Below are 21,436 nucleotides of genomic sequence, written 5' to 3' on the forward strand. Positions count from 1 at the left end.
TTTCGGGGCCTCGGACCGGCCTTCTCAACGCAGTTCGCGCGGCTCCACGTCGGTCACCTCCACGGCCCCGGGCAACACCCCGCCGCGCCGCGATGGCGCTGCCGGTTCGGCGGCAGCCTCGGTCGGCCGCGCAGCCCCCCATTGGGCCCGGGAGCGCATGGCGGCGCTGAATCCGGTGCGCGGGTCGACCCGCATCACCCAGGGCGCCATGGGCCGGCCCGTGAACCGCGCCCAGGTGGCGCGCGCGGCCCATACCAGGCCCAGAACCAGCGCTGCGGCCAGCAGGCTCAGGAACACCACGAGCCCCATGGCCAGCACAAGGGCACGCACCAGAAAGCGCAGCAAACCCGAAACAAGATCGTTCAAACGACACCTTTCCTTTCAACGGGCGGCCCCATGGACCGCCCTTTTTCCCCAGCTCAAGCGGGCTCGGTCGCCCCGCCAAACTGGAAGACCCCGGGGTCGAGCACCGGATCCACCGTCACCGGGATCACGCTCTTGGGCGGAAACCGGCCTTCCAGCAGCAGCTTGGACAGCGGATTTTCTATCCGCTGCTGGATGGCCCTCTTGAGCGGACGGGCACCGAACACCGGGTCGAAGCCCACCTTGGCCAGCTCTTCGAGCGCCGGGCCCGATATCTGCAGCTGCAGGTCCATCTTGGCCAGGCGTGCCTCCAGCAACTGCAGCTGGATGCGCGCGATCGCCTCGATGTTCTTCGCGTCCAGCGCATGGAACACCACCGTCTCGTCGATGCGGTTCAGGAATTCGGGTCGGAAATGGCTCTTGAGTTCCCCCCAGACCGCTTCCTTGATGTCGTCCGTGTCCTGCCCCACCATGGCCTGGATCAGGTGCGAGCCGATATTGCTCGTCATCACGATCACCGTGTTCTTGAAGTCCACGGTGCGGCCCTGGCCATCGGTCAGGCGGCCGTCGTCGAGCACCTGCAGCAGCACGTTGAACACGTCGGGGTGGGCCTTCTCCACCTCGTCGAGCAGCAGCACGCTGTAGGGCTTGCGGCGCACGGCCTCGGTCAGGTAGCCGCCCTCCTCGTAGCCCACATAGCCGGGTGGCGCGCCGATCAGGCGGGCCACGGAATGCTTTTCCATGAACTCGCTCATGTCGATGCGGATCAGGTGGTCCTCGCTGTCGAACAAAAAGCCCGCCAGCGCCTTGCACAGCTCGGTCTTGCCCACGCCCGTAGGGCCCAGGAACAGGAACGAGCCCGTGGGGCGGTTCGGGTCCGACAGGCCCGAACGCGAACGGCGGATGGCATTGGCCACGGCCGCAATCGCCTCCTCCTGGCCCACCACGCGCTCATGCAGTTTGGCCTCCATCTGCAGGAGCTTGTCCTTCTCGCCCTGCATCATCTTGGCCACGGGGATGCCTGTGGCGCGGCTCACCACCTCGGCGATCTCCTCGGCGCCGACCTGGGTGCGCAACAGGCGCGGCGCGCTGGCCACGCCGTCCTTGCCGGCTTCCTTGGCCTGGGCTTCCTTGAGCTGGCGTTCGAGCTCGGGCAGCTTGCCGTACTGCAGCTCGGCCACCTTGTTGAAGTCGCCCTTGCGGGTGAACTCCTCGATCTGGAACTTGAGCTTGTCGATGGCTTCGCGCACATGCGCGCTGCCCTGGGCCTGGGCCTTCTCGGACTGCCAGATCTCGTCGTAGTCGGCGATCTCCTTTTGCAGGCGCACGATCTCCTCCTCGATCAAGCCGAAGCGCTTGACCGAGGACTCGTCCTTTTCGCGGCGCACGGCCTCGCGCTCGATCTGCAGCTGGATCAGCCGGCGGTCGAGCTTGTCCATCACCTCGGGCTTGGAGTCCATCTCGATCTTGATCTTGGAGGCGGCCTCGTCGATCAGGTCGATCGCCTTGTCGGGCAGGAAGCGGTCGGTGATGTAGCGGTGCGAGAGCTCGGCCGCAGCCACGATGGCCGGGTCGGTGATGTCCACGCCGTGGTGCACCTCGTATTTTTCCTGCAGGCCGCGCAGGATGGCGATGGTCGCCTCCACCGTGGGCTCGCCCACGAGGATCTTCTGGAAGCGGCGCTCCAGCGCAGCGTCCTTCTCGATGTACTTGCGGTATTCGTCCAGCGTGGTGGCACCCACGCAGTGCAGCTCGCCGCGCGCCAGGGCCGGCTTGAGCATGTTGCCCGCGTCCATGGCGCCCTCGCCCTTGCCGGCGCCCACCATGGTGTGCAGCTCGTCGATGAAGACGATGGTCTGGCCCTCGTCCTTGGCCAGTTCGTTGAGCACGGCTTTCAGGCGTTCCTCGAACTCGCCGCGGTACTTGGCGCCGGCCAGCAGGGCCGCCATGTCCAGGCTGAGCACGCGCTTGCCCTTGAGCGATTCGGGCACCTCGCCGGCCACGATGCGCTGGGCCAGGCCTTCCACGATGGCGGTCTTGCCCACGCCGGGCTCGCCGATGAGCACGGGGTTGTTCTTGGTGCGGCGCTGCAGCACCTGGATGGCGCGGCGGATCTCGTCGTCGCGGCCGATCACCGGGTCGAGCTTGCCGATGCGTGCGCGCTCGGTCAGGTCCAGGCAGTACTTGGCCAGGGCGCCGCGCTGGCCCTCGGCCTCGGGGCTGTCCATCTTCTGGCCGCCGCGCACGGCCTCGATGGCCGCCTCCAGGCTCTTGCGCGTGAGGCCGTTGTCCTTGGCAATCGTGGCGGCCTCGCCCTTGCTGTCGATCAAGGCCAGCAGGAACAGCTCGCTGGCGATGAACTGGTCGCCGCGCTTGATGGCTTCCTTCTCGGTGGCCTGCAGCACGCGGCCGAGCTCGGGCCCGCCCTGCACCTGGTCCTGGCCGTGCACGGCCGGCAGGCGCTTGACGGCGCTCTCTGCGGCGGCCAGCAGGCCCTGCACATTGACACCGGCGCGCTGCAGCAGCGCACGCGGCCCATCTTCCTGGCGCAGCATGGCCACGAGCATGTGCACGGGCTCGATGTAGGCGTTGTCATTGCCCAGAGCCAGCGTCTGGGCATCGCTCAGCGCTTCCTGGAACTTGGTGGTGAATTTGTCGAGACGCATGGGTGAATGTCCTTCCGAATTGCGTCACACATGGGGACTTTCGGCAAGCATTTCAAGCATCCCGGGCGCAACCAGGCCTGCAGCCAGTGCCATCCCCCTCCCGCAGACCCGCATTTGCAGCCGGCATGCCCATTTACCAATGCTTACATTGGCGTATTGGCCGCTGCAATGCCCCAGCGTGCCAGCGCAGCGTCGTCGCTCACGCGCGCATCGACCCAGCGCGCGCCCGCCGGTGTGACCTCTTTCTTCCAGAACGGCGCCTGGGTCTTGAGGTAATCCATCAGGAACTCGCAGGCCTCGAAGCTCTGGCCCCGGTGGGCGCTGGTGACCGCCACCAGCACGATCTGGTCGAGCGGCGCGAGCAGCCCCACACGGTGGACCACGCGCGCACCAAACAGCTCGAAGCGCTCGAAGGCCGCATCGACCATCGCAGCGATGGATTTCTCGGTCATGCCCGGGTAGTGCTCCAGCTCCAGGGAGGCGACGTCGTCGCCGTCGTTGCGGTCGCGCACCGTGCCCACGAAGGCGCACACCGCGCCCACGCGGCGGTCGCCGCGGCGCAGCGCGGCGACCTCGGCCGACAGGTCGAAGTCCGCCGTCTGGATGGAGATGCTGCTGCGCGCCCCGGGCAAAGTCATGGCGAGCGGTGCAGGCGGGGGGCGGCCAGCAGGGCGCGCTCTTCCTCCAGCACTTTCTCCAGTTGCACCAGTGCAGGGGTGCGCGGCAGCTTGGCCACCAGGGCCTGCAAACGCGTGACGTCGGTCACCGTCGGGGCCACTTTGACCTGCGCTATGGCAGCAGGGTGGTTGCCTGATTGGATCAACGCCAGTACCTTCGTGGGCCATTCACTCTTGGGTTTTGCCATGGAATTGTTTTTTCTGAACGTCGTTTAGCATCCGGCAGCACTGTACCCCCTTCGCCCATGGCCACACAAACCATCACCACCGAAAAATACAAGCTCTACCCGTCGCCGCGCAACCGCAGCAAGGACATCTTCGCGCACGAGGTGTTCATTCCCCACCCCTATGCCCTGGTCGACCTGGACAGCATGGACCTGGCTGGCAGGACCACGCTGTTTGCCGCCTGCCGCCTGTCGGACATGAAGATGGGCCAGGTGGTGACCTTCGAGCTGGATGCCGACCGGGCGAAGTTCGAGCGCCTGTTCACGCCCGACTGAACCGAACCCTACAACGGAAGCTGCACGCGGCCCGGTAGCCGCCTGCGGGCAACCGACAACCCTCCCCATGAAACTTTCAGACATCACGCAGCGCCTGCACTCGGTCGAGCACGACAACAACATCGACATCCTGCGCGCCATGGCCATCCTCTCGGTGGCGCTGCACCATTTCTCGGTGTACTCGGGCATCCAGGTGCCCCTGTTCGGCCCGGACGGCGGCGGCATCGGCGTGCAGTTGTTCTTCCTGATCTCGGGCTACCTCATCATCCAGAGCGCCGAGCGCAACAGCCTGGGCGACTATGCCAAGGCGCGTTTCTTTCGCATCTTTCCGGTGTACTGGGTGACCCTGGTGGGCATTTTGCTGCTCGAGGTGGCACTGGTTCCCGGGTTCCGGCAAATCGTAGCCAACGACTACCCGCATTTCCTGTTCAACCTGCTGAACCTGCAGCAGCTGTCCCTGCGCAGCATCCTGTTCTTTGATCGCGTGCACGTGGGCTGGACGCTCACCGTGGAACTGTTCTGGTACGTGATCGTGGTGGTGCTGGCCCTGCTGGCGCACCGGCTGCGCTGGCGGCATTTCTGGCTGGGTGTGCTGGTGCTGTCCACGCTGATGTCCGTCGCCTGGATCAATACAGCCAAGACCGGCTTGCTCGACATCCTGTACCTGGGTCAGGCCCAACAGGCCGGCATCGAGTTCACTCCGGCGCTGCGGCACGCGCTCATCAATTCCAGCATCGTGAGCTACCTGTACTTCTTCGTGATGGGCACGGTGATCTACCGCTACGAGCCGGTCCTGCGCCGCATTTCCAGCAGCGTTCTGTGGCCTGTGGCACTGGTGCTCCTCCTGATGTGGGCGAAATGGCAGGCCGTTATGGACCTTGCGCCGCAACCCCTGTCGGCCGTGGGCCTGGCCTGCGTATTCATCCTGTTCCTCAGGCTCCCCCCGCTGCAGGACACGCTGTCGCGCTACATCGGCAAGATCTCGTATTCGCTCTACCTCGTGCACGCCAAGGTCATGGTGGTGGTCTACACCCAGCTCCACTGGTCGAGCGCAGCCGGTCACCTCACCGTGATCATCGTCACGTTCCTGCTGGCCACGCTGCTCTACTACGTGGTGGAGCAACCCATGATCGAATATGGCAAGCGCTTTCGCAGCACACGGCGCAGCGGCACTGCCGCCGCCGCGATCTGACCTCGCCTCGCCTTCTCTCCCGCTTTTTCCTGCAATGCACGACGACGACAACCAGATCCACGTTCCCCCGTCCTTCATGGCCGTGTACAGCGACGCGCGCCAGCGCCTGCGCGAACCCGCCAGCGTGGTGCGCACGCGCTACGAGCTGTGCGAGGACCTCGCCGGCCACCTGGTGGAGCATGCGCAGACGCTCTACCACGTGCAGGCCCCGTCCGAGGCCGAGATCCTGCGGCGCATCCATGCCGGGCTGTGCACGGGCGAGTCCGGCGTCTCCGTGCCCGAGGCGACCTGGATCGTGACGCGCCTGGCCGAACTGCTGGTCTGGCAGTGCCCCGAGCTGCTGCCCCCGGCCGAGCCCGCCCCGCTGGCCGGCTGACGCTATACTGCACGCCATGGCCACCCGCAGCACCCTGACCCAGAACACCGCATCGGCGGTCGCTGTGCAGCGCGTGGCCAAAGCCAAAAAACCAGAGCTCATCTGACCGGAGCTGTGGTTCCGTCCGGATGAGCGACGGAACCCCTGGCAGAAAGACAGCTCCCTTTTCCCTCTCCCCTTCCTTTCTTTCCCGGTATTCCGCGCGCGCAGCCCGGCGGTTCTTCCCCTGGTCGAACCCTGAAAGGATGTTTTCGCATGCCATCGTATGCCACCCCCACCCGCCCCCTCTTCAGCGGGCTCTGGATCGCCCTGGTCACACCGTTCAAGGACGGCGCGGTGGACCACCCGGCCCTCACCGCCCTGACCGTCCGGCTGCGCGGCCAGGGCGTCGCGGGCTTCGTCGCCTGCGGCTCCACCGGTGAAGCGGCGGCCCTGGACAGGGCCGAGCAGCTGCAAGTCCTGGAGACCGTGCTCGAGGCGGCCGGTGACAGCCCTGTGGTGATGGGTGTCTCGGGCTGCCACCAGGGCCAGGTGCTGGACCAGGTGCAGGCCCTGGCACGCTACCCGCTGGCGGGCCTGCTGGTGTCCGCGCCGCACTACATCCGCCCGTCGCAGGAGGGCCTGCTGCACTGGTTTTGCGCCATCGCCGACGCCAGCACCGTGCCCGTGGTCCTCTACGACATTCCCTACCGCACGGGCGCCACGCTCACCACCGAGACGCTGCTGGCGCTGGCGGCACACCCGCGCATCCAGGCCATCAAGGACTGCGGTGGCAGCACCGCCAAGACGCAGGCCCTGATCGCGGACGGCCGCCTCCAGGTACTGACCGGCGAAGACGCGCAGATCTTCCACACGCTGGCACTGGGCGGTGCCGGCGCCATCTCCGCCAGCGCGCAGTGGCAGACGCCACGCTTCGTGGAACTGATGGACCTGCTGCGCGGGGGCGACCTGCCCGGGGCCCGCCGCGCATGGCAGGCCCTGCAACCCTGGATCGAAGCCTGCTTTGCCGAGCCCAACCCCGCCCCGCTCAAGGCCATGCTCGCGCACGCGGGCGAGGTGCGCAACGAGCTGCGTGCGCCGATGATGGTGGCCTCTCCGGCCCTGGTAGAGCGCCTGCGGGCCCTGTAACCAGCGAAGGGTCAGCCGCCCGTGACAGGCGGGAAGAACGCCACCTCGGCGCCTTCGCGCAGGATGGCGGCCTCGCCACTCATCACCTGGTCCAGCGCCATGCGCACGGCCCGGCCGCGGGCCAGGCTGTCTGCGTGGGCGCCGCCACGCGCGATGAGTTCATCGCGCAGTGCGCCCAGCGTGGCGGCAGAGGTCTCCACGGCCTCGCTGCCCTGGCCGATGGCTTCGCGGATAGAGGCGAAGTAGCGCACCGTGAGCTTCATGACAGCAAATCCGAAAAGGCGATGAACTGCACAGTGTCACCCGGCGCAATGGTCTGGCCCGCCGGGTTGTCCACCACGCCATCGCCCCAGGCGGCAGAGGTGAGCACGCCCGAGCTCTGGTTGGAAAACAGGTCGAGCCCGCCCTCGGGATGGCGGCGCACGCGCAGGAACTCGCGGCGCTTGTCGGCCTTGGGCCAGGCAAAGCGGGCCACCGCTGGCAGTGGCCGGGGCGCCACGTCCTGCACGCCCTGCAGTCGCAGCACGAAGGGCCGCACCAGCAGGGCAAAGGTCATGTAGCTCGACACCGGGTTGCCCGGCAGGCCGATGAAGTGCGCAGCCCCCACCCGGCCGTAGGCGAAGGGCTTGCCCGGTTTCATGCCGATCTGCCACAGATCCAGCGAACCCAGCGACTCCACGGCAGGCTTGACATGGTCCTCTTCGCCCACCGAGACCCCGCCACTGGTGAGGATCAGGTCATGGGCCTCGCTGGCCTTGCGCAGGGCCTCGACGGTGGCCTCGCGCCGGTCAGGCACGATGCCGAAGTCCGTCACGTCGCAGCCCAGGCGCAGCAGCATGGCGCGCAGGAAAAAGCGGTTGCTGTTGTAGATGGCGCCGGGGCGCATCTGCTCGGGCGGCACCTCGCCCGGCATCACCAGCTCATCACCGGTAGAAAACAGCGCCACGCGCGGGCGGCGCGCCACCTGCAGTTCATGCAGGCCAATGCTGGCGGCCAAGCCCAGCTCGGCCGGCGACAGGCGCATGCCTGCGGCCAGGATGGTCGCGCCCAGGCGGATGTCCTCACCGGCACGGCGTATCCATTGCCCGGCGGAGGGCACGGCCTGGATGCGCACGCTGCCATCCTGCAGCGCCTCGCAGTCCTCCTGCATCAACACCGCGTCGGCGCCTTCGGGCACCGGTGCGCCCGTAAAGATGCGCGCTGCCGTGCCGGCGGCCAAAGGGGTACCGGCACTGCCTGCAGCGATGCGCTGCGATACCGGCAGCACCGTGCCGGGGGCTGGCACGTCGGCGCTGCGCACGGCATAGCCATCCATGGCGCTGTTGTCCTGGGGCGGCACCTGCAGGGACGAAATGGCGTCCTGCGCGAGCACCCGGCCATCGGCATCGAAGGTTGAAACGAGATCGGTGCCCGCCAGCGGCGCAGCGGCGGCGAGCAGGTCTGCCAGGGCGGCGTCAAAGGGCTTGAGGGGCTTGCCAGGGGGTTTCATTGGTGCAGTTCCCAGTCGTACTCGAAGCGGTGGGCATACTGCTCCAGCCAGTCCACGACCTGGGCCGGGGCATTGAGGTCGAGCAGCGGCAGCCCTGTGGGCACGGGCAACTGCCCTGGGGCGTCGGTGGCCACGGCCGCCACGAAATCGTCCTCGGGAAACAGCACGCCACGGGGTTCTTCGCCCTCGCCGGGAGCACGCCAGATCTCGATCTTGAGCAGGTCGCTGTTCTTGAAACCCTCCACCAGCACCCAGTCCACCCCCTGGTAGAGCTCGGCCAGCAGGTGGTGCACGGTGAGTTCGGCAGGCCGCTCGAATTCGCGCATCAGCGCCAGGCGCCGGTCGGAGGCGGCTACCACCTCGAAGGCACCCGCCTGGCGGTGGCGCCAGGTGTCCTTGCCCGGATGGTCCACATCGAAATTGTGGTGCGCATGCTTGACCACGGACACCCGCTGGCCCCTTGCCCGCAGTTCCTGGATCAATTGCTCGACCAGGGTGGTCTTGCCACTGCCGGAAAAGCCTGCAAAACAGACAACCTTCATCCCACCTCCTGCATGGAACCGCGGCTCGGCCCGGCCCTGCTGTGTTCGATCCGCTCCACCGGCCCCGCCCGCCTCAATGGCAATGGCGTTCGATGTAGGCCTTGACCAGCTGCACATCGGCCGGCATCACCTGCACGCGCTTGGGCAGGTCTTCGATGCCGGCAAACTTCGCCGGCCGCTCGGGCGGCTGGCCCAGGGCTTCGATGATGGTTTCGGCGAACTTGATCGGCAGCGCCGTCTCCAGCACGATCATGGGCACGGCCGGGTCGCTGTGGTGCTCCAAAGCCACCTTCACGCCATCGGCGGTGTGGGTGTCGATGGTCACGCCATGGCGCTGGAAGTTGCCCTTGATGGTGGCCAGGCGGTCGGCATGCGTGCTCTTGCCGCTCTCGAAGCCGTAGCGGCTGGCCGCGTCGGCAAACTTCGGATCACGGCTCAGATCAAACCGGCCGTCCTGGGACAGCGCATCGCCGAACAAGGCCTTGGTGCGCGCACCGTCGCGGCCCAGCAGGTCGAACACGAAACGCTCGAAGTTGCTGGCCTTGCTGATGTCCATCGAGGGGCTGGAGGTCTCGTGCGTATCGGCGCTGCCGCGCACGCGGTACACGCCGGTGCGGAAGAACTCGTCGAGCACGTCGTTCTCGTTGGTGGCCACCACCAGCTTCGCGATGGGCAGGCCCATCATGCGCGCCACATGGCCGGCACAGACGTTGCCGAAGTTGCCGCTGGGCACAGTGAAGCTGACCTTCTGGTCGTTGGTCTCGGTGGCCTGCACATAGCCGGCGAAGTAGTAGACCACCTGCGCCAGCAGGCGCGCCCAGTTGATGGAGTTGACGGTGCCGATCTTGTACTTGCGCTTGAACGCCAGGTCGTTGCTCACGGCCTTGACGATGTCCTGGCAGTCGTCGAACACGCCTTCGATGGCGATGTTGTGGATGTTCTCGTCCTGCAGGCTGAACATCTGCGCCTGCTGGAAGGCGCTCATGCGGCCATGCGGGCTGGTCATGAAGACGCGCACGCCCTTCTTGCCGCGCATGGCGTACTCGGCCGCGCTGCCGGTGTCGCCGCTGGTGGCCCCGAGGATGTTCAGTTCTTCGCCGCGGCGGCCCAGCTCGTACTCGAACAGGTTGCCCAGGAGCTGCATGGCCATGTCCTTGAAGGCCAGCGTGGGGCCGTTGGACAGGGCTTCGAGCCAGAGGCTGTTCTCCAGGTGGCGCAGGGGCACGATCTCGCCGGTGCCGAAGACCTCGGCCGTGTACGTCTTCTCGCACAGGGCCTTGAGGTCGGCTGCCGGGATGTCGTCGATGTACAGCGACAGGATCTGGAAGGCCAGTTCGGCGTAGCCCTGCTCATGGTAGGCCTTGCGCAGGCGCGTGAGCATGGCGTCGTTGACCTGCGGATAGTGCTCGGGCAGGTACAGGCCGCCATCGGGGGCCAGGCCTTCGAGCAGGATGTCGCAGAACTGCTTGCGGTCTGCATGGCCGCGGGTGCTGAGGTATTTCATGGGTGTTCCGTTGCGCTCAGGGCGCGCACGCCAGAGGCGTCAGTTGAGCTCTTCCTTGCGGATGCGCGTGATCGGCGCCAGCACGGTGGGCAGGGCCTGCATCTGGGCGATCACGGCGTCCATGGTGCCTTCGCGCGTCTCGTGCGTGAGGATGATGAGGTCGGTCTGCGTGGAACCTTCTCCGCCGACTTCGTCGGCTTCGCGCTGCAGCATGGCGTCGATGCTGATGCCGGCCTCGGCCAGCAGGCCGGTGACCTTGGCCAGCACGCCGGCCTGGTCGGCCACGCGCAGGCGCAGGTAGTAGCTGGTGACCACTTCGCTCATGGGCAGCAGGGGCAGCGTGCCCATGGCGTCGGCCAGGGTGTTCGCCTGGAAGGCCAGGTGCGGCACGCGGTGCTCGGGGTCGGCCGTGTGCAGGCGGGTGATGTCCACCAGGTCGGCGATCACGGCACTGGCCGTGGGCTCGCTGCCCGCGCCCTTGCCGTAGTACAGCGTGGAGCCCACGGCATCGCCCTGCACCACCACGGCGTTCATGGCGCCCTCGACGTTGGCGATGAGGCGCTTGGCGGGCACCAGGCTCGGGTGCACGCGCAGCTCGATGCCCTTGTCGGCGCGCTTGGTGATGCCCAGCAGCTTGATGCGGTAGCCCAGTTGCTCTGCGTACTTGATGTCGGCCGCACCCAGCTTGGTGATGCCTTCGACGTAGGCCTTGTCGAACTGCACCGGGATGCCGAAGGCGATGGCGCTCATCAGCGTGACCTTGTGGGCGGCGTCCACGCCTTCGATGTCGAAGGTGGGGTCGGCCTCGGCGTAGCCCAGGCGCTGGGCTTCCTTGAGAACCACGTCGAAATCGAGGCCCTTGTCGCGCATCTCGGACAGGATGAAGTTGGTGGTGCCGTTGATGATGCCGGCGATCCACTGGATGCGGTTGGCCGTGAGGCCTTCGCGCAGCGCCTTGATGATGGGGATGCCACCGGCCACGGCGGCCTCGAATGCCACCATCACGCCCTTGGCCGATGCGGCAGCGAAGATCTCGGTGCCGTGCACGGCCAGCAGCGCCTTGTTGGCGGTGACCACATGCTTGCCGGCCGCGATGGCCTCCAGCACCAGCGCACGGGCGATGCCGTAGCCGCCGATGAGCTCGATGACGATGTCGATGTCGGGGTTGGCGATGATGGCACGGGCGTCGTTGACGACCTGCACGCCCTCACCCACGACCGAGCGGGCGCGCGCCACGTCCAGGTCGGCCACCATGGTGATCTCGATGCCGCGGCCGGCACGGCGGCGGATTTCTTCCTGGTTGCGCTGCAGCACGTTGAACACGCCGCTGCCGACGGTGCCGATGCCCAGCAGGCCTACTTGGATGGGTTTCATGGTCATAAAAATCAGGGTTTCTTGGAAGCGGGGTTGGTGGGCAGGACCACCTTGGCGGTGTAGGAGGGCAGTTGCCAGGCGCCGCCGGCAAAGCCGCGGCACATGCTGTCGCCGGACTGGCCGGTGAGCACGAAGCCCTTGCCGTCGAAATGCCATTCCTGCATGGACCAGCAGTCTCCGATGCCGCGTCCCTTCATGGAGGAGCGGATCGAGCCGTCGGCCGCATCGAATTCGCCTTCGGCGTCGAGTTGCTGCGGCTGGTAGGGCGGGCGGTCGTTGGCCAGCCAGTTCAGGCCACCGAAATTGTAGGCGCCCATGGCGCAGGGGATGGACAGCAGTACCTTGCGCTCCGTGAGGCGATGCACCTGCACTTCGGCCGGCTTGGGCGGGTCGCCGTTGCAGCGGTCGTCGACCTCCTTGAGATCGATGGCGGCCAGCAGTGGCTTGGCGAGGGCATCGTCGCCCTTGCGCTCGGGCAGGGGCCGCACGGCGTTGACCACCGGCGCGGGCACCGCAGCCAACACCGAGGATTCGGACTTGCTGCCGCGCCGCACCAGCGCGCCGGGCGTGCCCACGCGGCCCTGGGCCTCGTCCATCTTGAGCAGCACGGCGCTGGCGCCAGCCAGCGACAGCACCCATTGTTCCTTGCCCGCGGTGACGGTGGCCTCGTCGTTCTTCTGCAGCTCCTGCAGCAGTGCAGCCACCTGGCCGGCCGGAACGCGCGGAATGTCACCCTTCAGGCCGGAAAGGGAGAGCTTGCCCACCTTGAGGTTCAGCGACGCCGGCGTGGCGTCCTCGGTGGATACCTGCAGGTCCACCAGCACCGGCGTGCCGGGACCGGCTTCGCGGGTCAGGCGGATGGACACGGGCCCTGAGTCGCCCGCCTCCGGCTGGTAGCCCACGGCGCTGCAGGCGCGGGTGTTGTCGCACTGCAGGCCCCAGTCCTTGTGGGTGAAGCGCACAGGCTCCTTGTCCGCAGCCTGCGCTGGCAGCGCCAGGGCCAGCAGGCACACGCAAGGCAACAGGGCATGGGCGGCATGGTGGTGGCGCATGGGCAGATGGTCTCCGGTGCGCAATCGCCTCAGGCGGCCGCCGTCTGCTTGCGCTTGCGGTACTGCTCCAGGAAGCGCGCCACGCGGCCGATGGCGTCGCGCAGGTCGTCCTCGTGGGGCAGGAACACGATGCGGAAATGGTCGGGCGCAGCCCAGTTGAAGCCCGTGCCCTGCACCAGCATGACCTTGGTCTCCTGCAGCAATTCCAGGAAGAACTGCTGGTCGTCCTTGATCGGATAGACGGCCGGGTCCAGGCGCGGGAACATGTAGAGCGCAGCGCGGGGCTTGACGCAGGTGACGCCCGGAATGGCGGTGATCAGCTCATAGGCCAGGTCGCGCTGCTTGCGCAGGCGCCCGCCCTCGCACACCAGCTCGTTGATGCTCTGGTGGCCGCCCAGCGCGGTCTGGATGGCCCACTGCCCCGGCACGTTGGCGCACAGGCGCATGTTGGAGAGCATGTTCAGGCCCTCGATGTAGTCGCGCGCGGGCTTCTTGTCGCCCGAGACCACCAGCCAGCCTGCGCGGTAGCCGCAGGAGCGGTAGCTCTTGGACAGGGAGTTGAAGGTCAGGGTGAGCACGTCCTCGCTGAGCGAGCCGATGGCGGTGTGCGTGGCGCCGTCGTAAAGCACCTTGTCGTAGACCTCGTCGGCAAAGATCACCAGGCCATGCTCGCGCGCGATGGCGACGATGCCGCGCAGCAGTTCGTCCGAATACAGCGCGCCCGTCGGGTTATTCGGGTTGATGACCACGATGCCCTTGGTGCGCGGCGTGATCTTGGCGCGGATGTCGGCCAGGTCGGGCATCCAGCCGTTGGCCTCTTCGCACAGGTAGTGCACGGGCGTGCCGCCCGAGAGGCTGGCCGCGGCGGTCCACAGCGGGTAGTCGGGCGAGGGCAGCAGCAGCTCGTCGCCATCGTCCAGCAGGGCGTTGGTGGCCATCACGATCAGCTCGCTGGCGCCGTTGCCCAGGTAGATATCATCGAGGGCCACGCCCTTGATGCCCTGCTTTTGCGTTTCGTGCATCACGGCCTTGCGGGCCGCGAAGATGCCCTTGCTGTCCGAATAGCCGGCCGAATTGGGCAGGTTGCGGATCATGTCCTGCTGGATCTCTTCGGGCGCGTCGAAGCCGAACACCGCCAGGTTGCCGATGTTGAGCTTGATGATCTTGTGGCCGTCCTCTTCCATCTTCTTGGCCGCATCCATGATCGGGCCCCGGATGTCGTAGCAGACGTTGGCAAGCTTGGCGGATTTCTGGACGGTTTTCATGCGCTGGAAGGTGCGGTGGACAAAAAGTGCGGTTCGCACCAGGGTCGGCCAAAGGGACCGGCCCATGGGCGAAACCTATAATTTGACCACAGATCACCAGCGAGGCGGGCCCCGGGGCCCGCGCCGCGCACCCGACACACACCATGAAATTCCAGCCCGACAAAGCCAACGTCCAAACCGTCACGGGCTACGGTCCTGGCTGGATCGGGGTGGACGGCGAGAAGATCACCCACAGCGTGATCGTCGGCTCGGACGGGCTGCGCCAGGCCTGGCCCTGCACCCGCTTCGAGGACCTGACGGCCGAGCATTTCGCCGAACTGGCGAAACTCGAGGCCGAGCTGGTCATCTTCGGCAGCGGGCAGCGCAACCGTTTTCCGCCCCCAGCCTGGCTGCAGCCGTTGATGGCGCGCCGCCTGGGCCTGGAAACCATGGACACGGCCGCGGCCTGCCGCACCTACAACATCCTGGCAGGCGAGGGGCGCAACGTGGTCGCGGCCCTGCTGCTGGAGGCAGCGCCCTGACCCGGGCTTTGGTGCGGCCCAGGTACCGAACAGGCTCCGGCCTGTGTACTTTGGTTACAGAATGCGATTCGCGAAAGAGTCCGTTTCAGGGTAAAATCTACGGTTGCGGCCAGGGGCCTTTCAAAAGCAATAAGAGCGGCTAACAAAATTCAGCGAAGCGGTTCTGGCTAGGCGCTGCGTCGCAGGCAGTACGGTAGTACGACAAGACGCAGCGACAACGCCAGAAGAGTTTTGTTAGCCGCTTTGGACACCCCCACTCCCCTGGCTTATCAACGACTACATCCTGAGAGATTGAAGTGATATGGCGATCGTTGTCAACAAACCCCTCCCTGAATTTGAAGCCAACGCAACCGGTGGAATCAAGGTCTCCAACACCTCCCACCTTGGCCAGATTCTGGTGCTGTACTTCTATCCCAAGGACAACACCCCGGGCTGCACGACGGAGGCCATGCAGTTCCGCGACAAGTACAAGGACTTCGTGAAGGCCGGCGCTGCCGTGTTCGGCGTGTCGCGCGACAACATGAAGTCGCATGATGACTTCAAGGAAAAGCTGGAACTCCCGTTCGAACTGATCGCCGACACCGAAGAGAAGATGTGCCACATGTTCGGCGTGGTCAAGAACAAGATCATGTACGGCAAGAAGGTCAAGGGCATCGAGCGCAGCACCTTCCTGATCGGCCCCGATGGCCTCCTGGTGCAGGAATGGCGCGGACTGAAGGTGCCCGGCCATGTGGACGAGGTGCTCAAGGCCGTCAAGGGCATCAAGGCCCTGAAGAAAGCCGCCTGAAACCGGGCTGCGGGCCTGCCCGCAACAGCCTTGCGTGCCCACTGCGGGCGCGCCACGCGGAATAGGCATAATGGGGCCAATGCTTCTGGATTCTGCAACGACCGCCCTCCCCGACAAAGCCGCCTTGGCCTCCAGGCGGCTTTTTGCTTTCTGATCCCACCACAGACCGAGGCCCCGCACACCATGCCCCTTCCCCCCGCTCCCAGCCGCCGCGCCGCCCTGCTCTCCCCCGATGCCTATGACGTGGTGGCCAAACCCGGCCGCGCCACAGCGCAGCCCGCAGCCGCAGAAGCCCTGGAACCCCCTGCAGCCCGCACGCCCGCCCGCAAGGCCACCTCCGGTCGCGCCACCCTGCAGGCCGTACCCGCCCCCGCAGCAACCATGACAGCCGCTGCGCAGGCGGAACCCGTGGCGGCAGGCAGCCGCGCGAAGGCACCGGCCGCACCCGCGACCGCACGCAGCAGCGCCAAAAAGCCCCCCGCCAGCACGGCCGCAACGGCGCCGGCAGCAGCCACCCCGGCCTCCCGTACCACCAAGCGCGCGCGCCCGAGCGGCCCGTCCAAGCTGTTCGTGCTGGACACCAATGTGCTGCTGCACGACCCGACCAGCCTGTTCCGCTTCGAAGAGCACGACATCTTCCTGCCCATGATCGTGCTGGAAGAGCTCGACGGCCACAAGAAGGGCATGACCGAAGTGGCCCGCAACGGCCGCCAGACCAGCCGCACCCTGGATGCCCTGGCGGGCGTCACGGGCGCCGACATCGCCCACGGCCTCAAGCTCGATTCCACCGGCCAGCGCGCAGCCGGCGGCCACCTGTTCTTCCAGACCGCTCCGCTGGATTACAGCCTGCCCACCAGCCTGCCCCCGGGCAAGGCCGACAACCAGATCCTGGGTGTGGTGGAGGCCCTGCGCAATCTGCACGCCCCGCGCGAGGTGGTGCTGGTGTCCAAGGACATCAACATGCGCGTCAAGGCACGCGCCCTGGGCCTGGCCGCCGAGGACTACCAGAACGACAAGACGCTGGAAGACGGTGACCTGCTGTACTCAGGCGTGCTGGCCCTGCCGCCGGACTTCTGGGTCAAGAGCGGCAAGAATGTCGAAAGCTGGCAGAGCGGAGTGCACACTTACTACCGCATCGGCGGGCCCATCGTGCCGCAGCTGATGATCAACCAGTTCGTGTACTTCGAAGCCCCCGGCGAGCCCAGCCTGTTCGCCCGCGTGAGCGAGATCCGCGAAAAAACGGCGGTGCTGCAGACGCTCAAGGACTACGGTTCGGCCAAGCACGCGGTGTGGGGCGTGACCACGCGCAACCGCGAGCAGAACTACGCCATGAACCTGCTCATGGACCCCGAAATCGACTTCGTGACCCTGACCGGCACGGCCGGCACCGGCAAGACCCTGCTGGCCCTGGCCGCAGGCCTGACCCAGGTGCTGGACGACCGCCGCTACACCGAGATCATCATGACCCGCGCCACTGTGAGCGTGGGCGAGGACATCGGCTTTCTGCCCGGCACGGAAGAGGAGAAGATGGGCCCCTGGATGGGCGCGCTGGACGACAACCTCGAGTTCCTGGCCAAGGGCGACGGCGGCAATGCCGGCGAGTGGGGCCGCGCCGCCACCAACGAGCTGATCAGGAGCCGCATCAAGATCAAGAGCATGAACTTCATGCGCGGGCGCACCTTCCTGAACAAGTACGTGATCATCGACGAGGCGCAGAACCTGACGCCCAAGCAGATGAAGACGCTGATCACGCGCGCCGGCCCGGGCACCAAGATCATCTGCATGGGCAACCTGGCGCAGATCGACACCCCCTACCTGACCGAAGGCTCCTCGGGCCTGACCTATGCGGTGGACCGCTTCAAGGGCTGGCCGCACAGCGGGCATATCACGCTGGCGCGGGGTGAGCGCTCACGCCTCGCAGACTTCGCCAGCGAGGTACTCTGACGAACTGCACTGCTCCACAATGAAAAGGCCCCTGCCGATGGCAGGGGCCTTTTCATTTCCGACCTGTGAAGTGGGCGCGGCCCCGCCAGCGCTCCCGTGCAAGGGCCGCGCCGCCGCACTGGGAGCGTCCCCCTGGGGGGAGATGGCGCGAAGCGCCTCAGGGGGGTTCAATAATCATCACCACCGCTGCCCATGGCGAGGTTTTCAAAGCGGGTCTGGTTCTTCTGGAAGAACAGCTTCACCGTGCCGGTCGGGCCGTTACGCTGCTTGCCGATAATGACCTCGGCCACGTTGGGCTCCTTGCTGTCCTTGTTGTAGTAGTCGTCGCGGTAGATGAACATGATGATGTCCGCGTCCTGCTCGATGGCGCCTGATTCGCGCAGGTCGGACATCATGGGGCGCTTGTCGGTGCGCTGCTCGACCGAGCGGTTGAGCTGCGACAGCGCGATCACCGGGCACTGCAGTTCCTTGGCCAGCATCTTCAGGCCCCGGGAGATCTCTCCCAGCTCGGTGGCGCGGTTGTCGGCGCTGCCGGCGCCCGAGCCGCTCATGAGCTGCAGGTAGTCGACCACGATCAGGCCGAGCTTGCCGCACTGGCGCGCCAGCCGCCGGGCGTTGGCACGCAGTTCGCCGGGGGTCAGGCCCGGGGTTTCGTCGATGTGCAGCGAAACGGTGCGCAGGCGCTCGATGGCCTCGGTCAGGCGCGGCCATTCCTCGTCGGTGAGCTTGCCGGTGCGCAGGTTGCCCTGGTTCACGCGGCCGATGGAGCCCACGATACGCACGGCCAGCTGGGCGGCGCCCATTTCCATGGAGAAGATGGCGACCGGCAGGCCTTCGTTGAGGGCCACGTGCTCGGCGATGTTCACCGCGAACGAGGTCTTGCCCATGGAGGGGCGCGCCGCCAGCACCACCATGTCGCCGGCCTGCAGGCCCGAGGTCATGCGGTCCAGGTCGGCGAATCCGGTGGGCACGCCGGTCACGTCGACCGGGTTGTCGGCCATCTCCTGCACCTTGTCGAGCAGGTCGATCACGAGGTTGTCGAGCGACTGGAAGCCCTGCTTGGTGCGCGAGCCCTCTTCACCGATCGCAAAGATCTTGGCCTCGGCCTCGTCCAGGATGCGCTCCACCGTCTTGCCCTGGGGGTTGAAGGCATTGGTGGAGATTTCGTCGCTGGCCGTGACCAGCTTGCGCAGGATGGCGCGCTCGCGCACGATTTCCGCATAGCGGCGGATGTTGCTCGCGCTCGGAACGTACTGCGCCAGGTTGTTCAGGTAGGCCAGCCCGCCTGCGTCCTGGGCATTGCCCAGGTTCTTCAGGTGCTCGAACACGGTGATCACGTCGGCCGGCTTGCTGGCATTGATCAGCGCGCCGATGGCCGAGTAGATCATCTGGTGCTCGTGCCGGTAGAAATGGCTCTCCACCAGCAGGTCGCCCACGCGGTCCCAGGCGTTGTTGTCGAGCAGCAGGCCACCGAGCACGCTGGATTCGGCCTCGATGGAATGCGGCGGCGTGCGCAGCTTGGCGATCTCCTGGTCCTCACCGGAACCGGAAGGCGGCACAAAACCCTGTTCGTCGAGCGGGGGAAAGACAGCAGCGGACATGGAATTTCTCCGGGCAGGGGCCTGATGGTGCACATCCCCTCACCAGCACGATCTGGCATCCGGGGATAAGCCTTGGGGCAATCTGTGGATTACCGGTGGGCAATCCTGTACAGATGGCGGCATCGCAAAGACAAAAGCCGCCCGAGGGCGGCTTTTGCGGCAAGTCACGCAGTTGCTACGTGCTGGCGATCAGGCGGTTTCGCCGTAGACCGAGACGTTGACGTCCACCACCACGTCGGTGTGCAGAGCCACGCTGACGACGCTTTCGCTCACGACCTTGATCGGGCCGTTGGGCAGGCGAACCTGGGCCTTGGCGACCTTGTAGCCTTGCTTGTTCAGCTCTTCGGCAATGTCGTGGTTCGTCACGGAACCGAACAGACGGCCATCCACACCGGCCTTTTGCGTCAGCTTGACCGTGGTGCCGGCCAGCTTTTCGCCTTCAGCCTGGGCTTGTGCCAGCTTGGCGGCAGCAGCCTTTTCCAGTTCGGCGCGCTTGGCTTCGAACTCGGCCTTGGCCGATTCGGTGGCACGGCGTGCGCGGCCCGAAGGGATCAGGAAGTTGCGTGCGTAGCCGTCCTTGACCTTGACGATTTCGCCCAGGTTGCCGAGGTTCACAACCTTGTCGAGCAGAATGATTTGCATGGGTTGTGCTCCTTAGATCTTGTGCTGGTCGCTGTAAGGCACCAGGGCCAGGAAGCGGGCGCGCTTGATGGCGGTGTTCAGCTGGCGCTGGAAGATGGCGCGCGTGCCGGTCAGGCGCGCGGGGATGATCTTGCCGTTTTCGGCGATGAAATCGCGCAGCGTGTCGACATCCTTGTAGTCGATTTCTTCAACACCGGTCACCGTGAAGCGGCAGAAGCGCTTGCGCTTGAACAGCAGGGACTGGGTGTTGCGCTTTGGGCGCTTGTCTTTGTTGAACTTCTTGAACGTGGCCATTGCGGACCCCTTGAAAATTAATTTTGTTGAATATCCTGGATGTGGAGCACAGCGTTGCGGCCGTTGCGCGGGGTGGCGAGGAAGCCGCTGAAAGTCCATCGACTCCCAATCTGCTGCCTTGCCAACCGCTCGGCCATCGCACCGAATGCGACTGCCTTCATGGCTGCCTTGACATCGCGCGGCTCCCCTGCCTCGTTCTGCCTGGACTCGTGTTCGAGCCGCAAGGCAATGGCGGGCAGACCGGCGGGTGTGTAGCGCAGGGCCTCAGCCTCGGCGATACAGGCCGTCAAGACGACGCGGTTCTCCACTCCCTCAGGGACTGTGGGCGATCAGCGCTCGCCGCCGTTGGCAGCAGCGTATTCCGCCTGACTGGCCTTGCGGGCTTCTTCGCGCTCGACGGTCTTCATCATCGAAGATGGGCCCGTGTCGGCCTTCTTCTTCTGAACCGTCAGGTGGCGCAGCACGGCGTCGTTGAACTTGAAGGCGTGCTCCAGTTCAGCCATCACGGCCTGGTCGGCTTCGATGTTCACGCACAGGTAGTGGGCCTTGGCCAGCTTGTTGATCAGGTACGCCAGTTGACGGCGGCCCCAGTCTTCCACGCGGTGCACCTTGCCACCGCCAGCGGTGATCATGCCCTTGTAGCGCTCCAGCATGGCTGGAACTTGTTCGCTTTGATCCGGGTGGATCAACAAAATGATTTCGTAATGACGCATGCAGACTCCTTTTGGATGAGACCACCCGCTGCGTCCAGAAGCGGTGTGGCAAGGGCAAAGCCGTAGATTATAGCCCGCAACATTGAGCTTGTACACTCCACCCTGTTACAAGCCTGCCGCAGGACCCCATGGAAGGGCCTGGCCACGGCAAATGCACGCCACGCGGCGCGCAGCGCTTGAAATACCACATACACGCCCAACCTTGTGCGCGTACTGTTTATTTACGAAGACCGACATGTCCGACAACAGCCAGCAAAACCCTTCCCAAGACGCCCCCTCCCCCGAAGAAATTGAAGCCGCCATGGCCGCCAATGCCTCTGACGAGCTGTCGCGCCTGCAAGGCGAGCTGGCCGATCTCAAGGCCAAGAGCGCCGATCTGGCCGACCAGTTCCTGCGAGCCAAGGCCGAGGCCGAGAACGCCCGCCGCCGTGCCGACGATGAAGTGGCCAAGGCCCGCAAGTTCGGCATCGAGAGCTTTGCCGAGAGCCTGCTGCCCGTGGCCGACAGCCTGGATGCCGCCCTGGGCATCAAGGAAGCCACGCCCCAGCAGCTGCGCGAGGGCGCCGATGCCACCCTGCGCCAGCTGACCTCGGCCCTGGAGCGCAACAAGGTGCTGGCCATCAACCCGCCCGCCGGCGAGAAGTTCGACCCCCACCAGCACCAGGCCATCAGCGTGGCGCCGGCCGACCAGGAACCCAACACCGTGGTCGCCGTGCTGCAAAAGGGCTACAAGATCGCCGACCGCGTGCTGCGCCCGGCCCTGGTGACCGTCACCGCCCCGAAATAAATAAATTTGGTGGACAACG

General features: G+C 66.0%; 24 protein-coding genes. 8 read left to right on the top strand and 16 right to left on the bottom strand.

Annotated features, from left to right (window positions below; translation table 11 throughout):
* Positions 1–24 precede the first annotated feature (24 nt).
* The 4 genes from AC07X5_RS19935 to AC07X5_RS19950 all read right to left on the bottom strand — a co-directional run bounded on the left by AC07X5_RS19935 (position 25) and on the right by AC07X5_RS19950 (position 3,894).
* Positions 25–366, bottom strand: coding sequence for a hypothetical protein (locus AC07X5_RS19935; protein WP_494771534.1), 342 nt, complete (start codon positions 364–366; stop codon positions 25–27).
* Between the two features lie 53 nt (positions 367–419).
* On the bottom strand, positions 420–3,029 hold the full coding sequence (clpB, locus tag AC07X5_RS19940; protein ID WP_494771535.1) for an ATP-dependent chaperone ClpB: 2,610 nt from the start codon (positions 3,027–3,029) through the stop codon (positions 420–422).
* Positions 3,030–3,172: 143 nt separating this feature from the next.
* Positions 3,173–3,667, bottom strand: coding sequence for a molybdenum cofactor biosynthesis protein MoaE (locus tag AC07X5_RS19945; protein WP_494771536.1), 495 nt, complete (start codon positions 3,665–3,667; stop codon positions 3,173–3,175).
* A complete protein-coding gene (locus AC07X5_RS19950) occupies positions 3,664–3,894 on the bottom strand; it encodes a hypothetical protein (RefSeq protein ID WP_007849068.1) in 231 nt (76 codons plus the stop codon). The genes AC07X5_RS19945 and AC07X5_RS19950 overlap by 4 nt, the downstream gene beginning before the upstream one ends.
* 57 nt (positions 3,895–3,951) lie before the next feature.
* On the opposite strand from AC07X5_RS19950, the gene AC07X5_RS19955 reads away from it, so the two are divergent.
* From AC07X5_RS19955 to dapA, 4 genes are all read left to right on the top strand, one after another.
* Positions 3,952–4,206, top strand: a complete 255-nt coding sequence (locus tag AC07X5_RS19955) for a hypothetical protein (RefSeq protein ID WP_409954460.1) — start codon at positions 3,952–3,954, stop codon at positions 4,204–4,206.
* A gap of 67 nt (positions 4,207–4,273) precedes the next feature.
* Positions 4,274–5,398, top strand: a complete 1,125-nt coding sequence (locus tag AC07X5_RS19960; RefSeq protein WP_494771537.1) for an acyltransferase family protein — start codon at positions 4,274–4,276, stop codon at positions 5,396–5,398.
* Positions 5,399–5,432: 34 nt separating this feature from the next.
* Complete coding sequence (locus AC07X5_RS19965; RefSeq protein WP_494771538.1) at positions 5,433–5,774, top strand: hypothetical protein; 342 nt, start codon at positions 5,433–5,435, stop codon at positions 5,772–5,774.
* Positions 5,775–6,029: 255 nt separating this feature from the next.
* Positions 6,030–6,902: a 4-hydroxy-tetrahydrodipicolinate synthase gene (dapA, locus tag AC07X5_RS19970; RefSeq protein ID WP_494771539.1), complete on the top strand. Its 873-nt coding sequence runs from the start codon at positions 6,030–6,032 to the stop codon at positions 6,900–6,902.
* A gap of 11 nt (positions 6,903–6,913) precedes the next feature.
* Here the strand turns inward: dapA and AC07X5_RS19975 are convergent, their stop codons facing one another.
* The 7 genes from AC07X5_RS19975 to AC07X5_RS20005 all read right to left on the bottom strand — a co-directional run bounded on the left by AC07X5_RS19975 (position 6,914) and on the right by AC07X5_RS20005 (position 14,128).
* Positions 6,914–7,165 (bottom strand): MoaD/ThiS family protein, encoded by a 252-nt coding sequence (locus AC07X5_RS19975; RefSeq protein WP_409954456.1) that lies wholly within the window; start codon positions 7,163–7,165, stop codon positions 6,914–6,916.
* The gene (locus tag AC07X5_RS19980; RefSeq protein ID WP_494771540.1) at positions 7,162–8,391 is read right to left on the bottom strand and encodes a molybdopterin molybdotransferase MoeA; all 1,230 of its coding nucleotides are present in this window, start codon (positions 8,389–8,391) and stop codon (positions 7,162–7,164) included. Before AC07X5_RS19980 ends, AC07X5_RS19975 begins: the two co-directional genes overlap by 4 nt.
* The gene (gene mobB, locus AC07X5_RS19985) at positions 8,388–8,933 is read right to left on the bottom strand and encodes a molybdopterin-guanine dinucleotide biosynthesis protein B (protein WP_494771541.1); all 546 of its coding nucleotides are present in this window, start codon (positions 8,931–8,933) and stop codon (positions 8,388–8,390) included. The genes AC07X5_RS19980 and mobB overlap by 4 nt, the downstream gene beginning before the upstream one ends.
* 73 nt (positions 8,934–9,006) lie before the next feature.
* Entirely contained in the window at positions 9,007–10,437 is a 1,431-nt protein-coding gene (gene thrC / locus AC07X5_RS19990) for a threonine synthase (RefSeq protein ID WP_494771542.1), read from the bottom strand.
* A 39-nt stretch (positions 10,438–10,476) separates the two neighbouring features.
* Complete coding sequence (locus AC07X5_RS19995; protein ID WP_494771543.1) at positions 10,477–11,811, bottom strand: homoserine dehydrogenase; 1,335 nt, start codon at positions 11,809–11,811, stop codon at positions 10,477–10,479.
* An 11-nt stretch (positions 11,812–11,822) separates the two neighbouring features.
* Entirely contained in the window at positions 11,823–12,863 is a 1,041-nt protein-coding gene (locus AC07X5_RS20000) for a DUF1176 domain-containing protein (RefSeq protein WP_494771544.1), read from the bottom strand.
* A gap of 29 nt (positions 12,864–12,892) precedes the next feature.
* Complete coding sequence (locus AC07X5_RS20005) at positions 12,893–14,128, bottom strand: pyridoxal phosphate-dependent aminotransferase (RefSeq protein WP_494771545.1); 1,236 nt, start codon at positions 14,126–14,128, stop codon at positions 12,893–12,895.
* 143 nt (positions 14,129–14,271) lie between these two features.
* Here AC07X5_RS20005 and AC07X5_RS20010 point away from each other — a divergent pair, with 143 nt between their 5' ends.
* The 3 genes from AC07X5_RS20010 (at position 14,272) to AC07X5_RS20020 (ending at position 17,380) form a co-directional block, all read left to right on the top strand.
* A complete protein-coding gene (locus tag AC07X5_RS20010; RefSeq protein ID WP_494771546.1) occupies positions 14,272–14,649 on the top strand; it encodes an Mth938-like domain-containing protein in 378 nt (125 codons plus the stop codon).
* A gap of 301 nt (positions 14,650–14,950) precedes the next feature.
* Complete coding sequence (locus AC07X5_RS20015) at positions 14,951–15,436, top strand: peroxiredoxin (protein WP_322596052.1); 486 nt, start codon at positions 14,951–14,953, stop codon at positions 15,434–15,436.
* A 183-nt stretch (positions 15,437–15,619) separates the two neighbouring features.
* Positions 15,620–17,380, top strand: coding sequence for a PhoH family protein (locus AC07X5_RS20020; protein WP_494771547.1), 1,761 nt, complete (start codon positions 15,620–15,622; stop codon positions 17,378–17,380).
* Positions 17,381–17,547: 167 nt separating this feature from the next.
* Here AC07X5_RS20020 and dnaB read toward each other — a convergent pair whose 3' ends face one another.
* The 5 genes from dnaB to rpsF all read right to left on the bottom strand — a co-directional run bounded on the left by dnaB (position 17,548) and on the right by rpsF (position 20,630).
* Positions 17,548–18,981, bottom strand: coding sequence for a replicative DNA helicase (gene dnaB, locus AC07X5_RS20025; protein WP_494771548.1), 1,434 nt, complete (start codon positions 18,979–18,981; stop codon positions 17,548–17,550).
* Between the two features lie 189 nt (positions 18,982–19,170).
* Positions 19,171–19,623: a 50S ribosomal protein L9 gene (gene rplI / locus AC07X5_RS20030; RefSeq protein WP_494771549.1), complete on the bottom strand. Its 453-nt coding sequence runs from the start codon at positions 19,621–19,623 to the stop codon at positions 19,171–19,173.
* A 12-nt stretch (positions 19,624–19,635) separates the two neighbouring features.
* A complete protein-coding gene (gene rpsR / locus AC07X5_RS20035; protein ID WP_005795932.1) occupies positions 19,636–19,917 on the bottom strand; it encodes a 30S ribosomal protein S18 in 282 nt (93 codons plus the stop codon).
* A gap of 17 nt (positions 19,918–19,934) precedes the next feature.
* Positions 19,935–20,225 (bottom strand): primosomal replication protein N, encoded by a 291-nt coding sequence (gene priB, locus AC07X5_RS20040; RefSeq protein ID WP_035202281.1) that lies wholly within the window; start codon positions 20,223–20,225, stop codon positions 19,935–19,937.
* Positions 20,226–20,246: 21 nt separating this feature from the next.
* Positions 20,247–20,630: a 30S ribosomal protein S6 gene (gene rpsF / locus AC07X5_RS20045; RefSeq protein WP_494771550.1), complete on the bottom strand. Its 384-nt coding sequence runs from the start codon at positions 20,628–20,630 to the stop codon at positions 20,247–20,249.
* Positions 20,631–20,865: 235 nt separating this feature from the next.
* Here rpsF and grpE point away from each other — a divergent pair, with 235 nt between their 5' ends.
* On the top strand, positions 20,866–21,417 hold the full coding sequence (grpE, locus tag AC07X5_RS20050) for a nucleotide exchange factor GrpE (RefSeq protein WP_494771551.1): 552 nt from the start codon (positions 20,866–20,868) through the stop codon (positions 21,415–21,417).
* Positions 21,418–21,436 lie beyond the last annotated feature (19 nt).

The organism is Acidovorax sp. GW458-11-26-14-TSB4 (genome assembly GCF_059423865.1).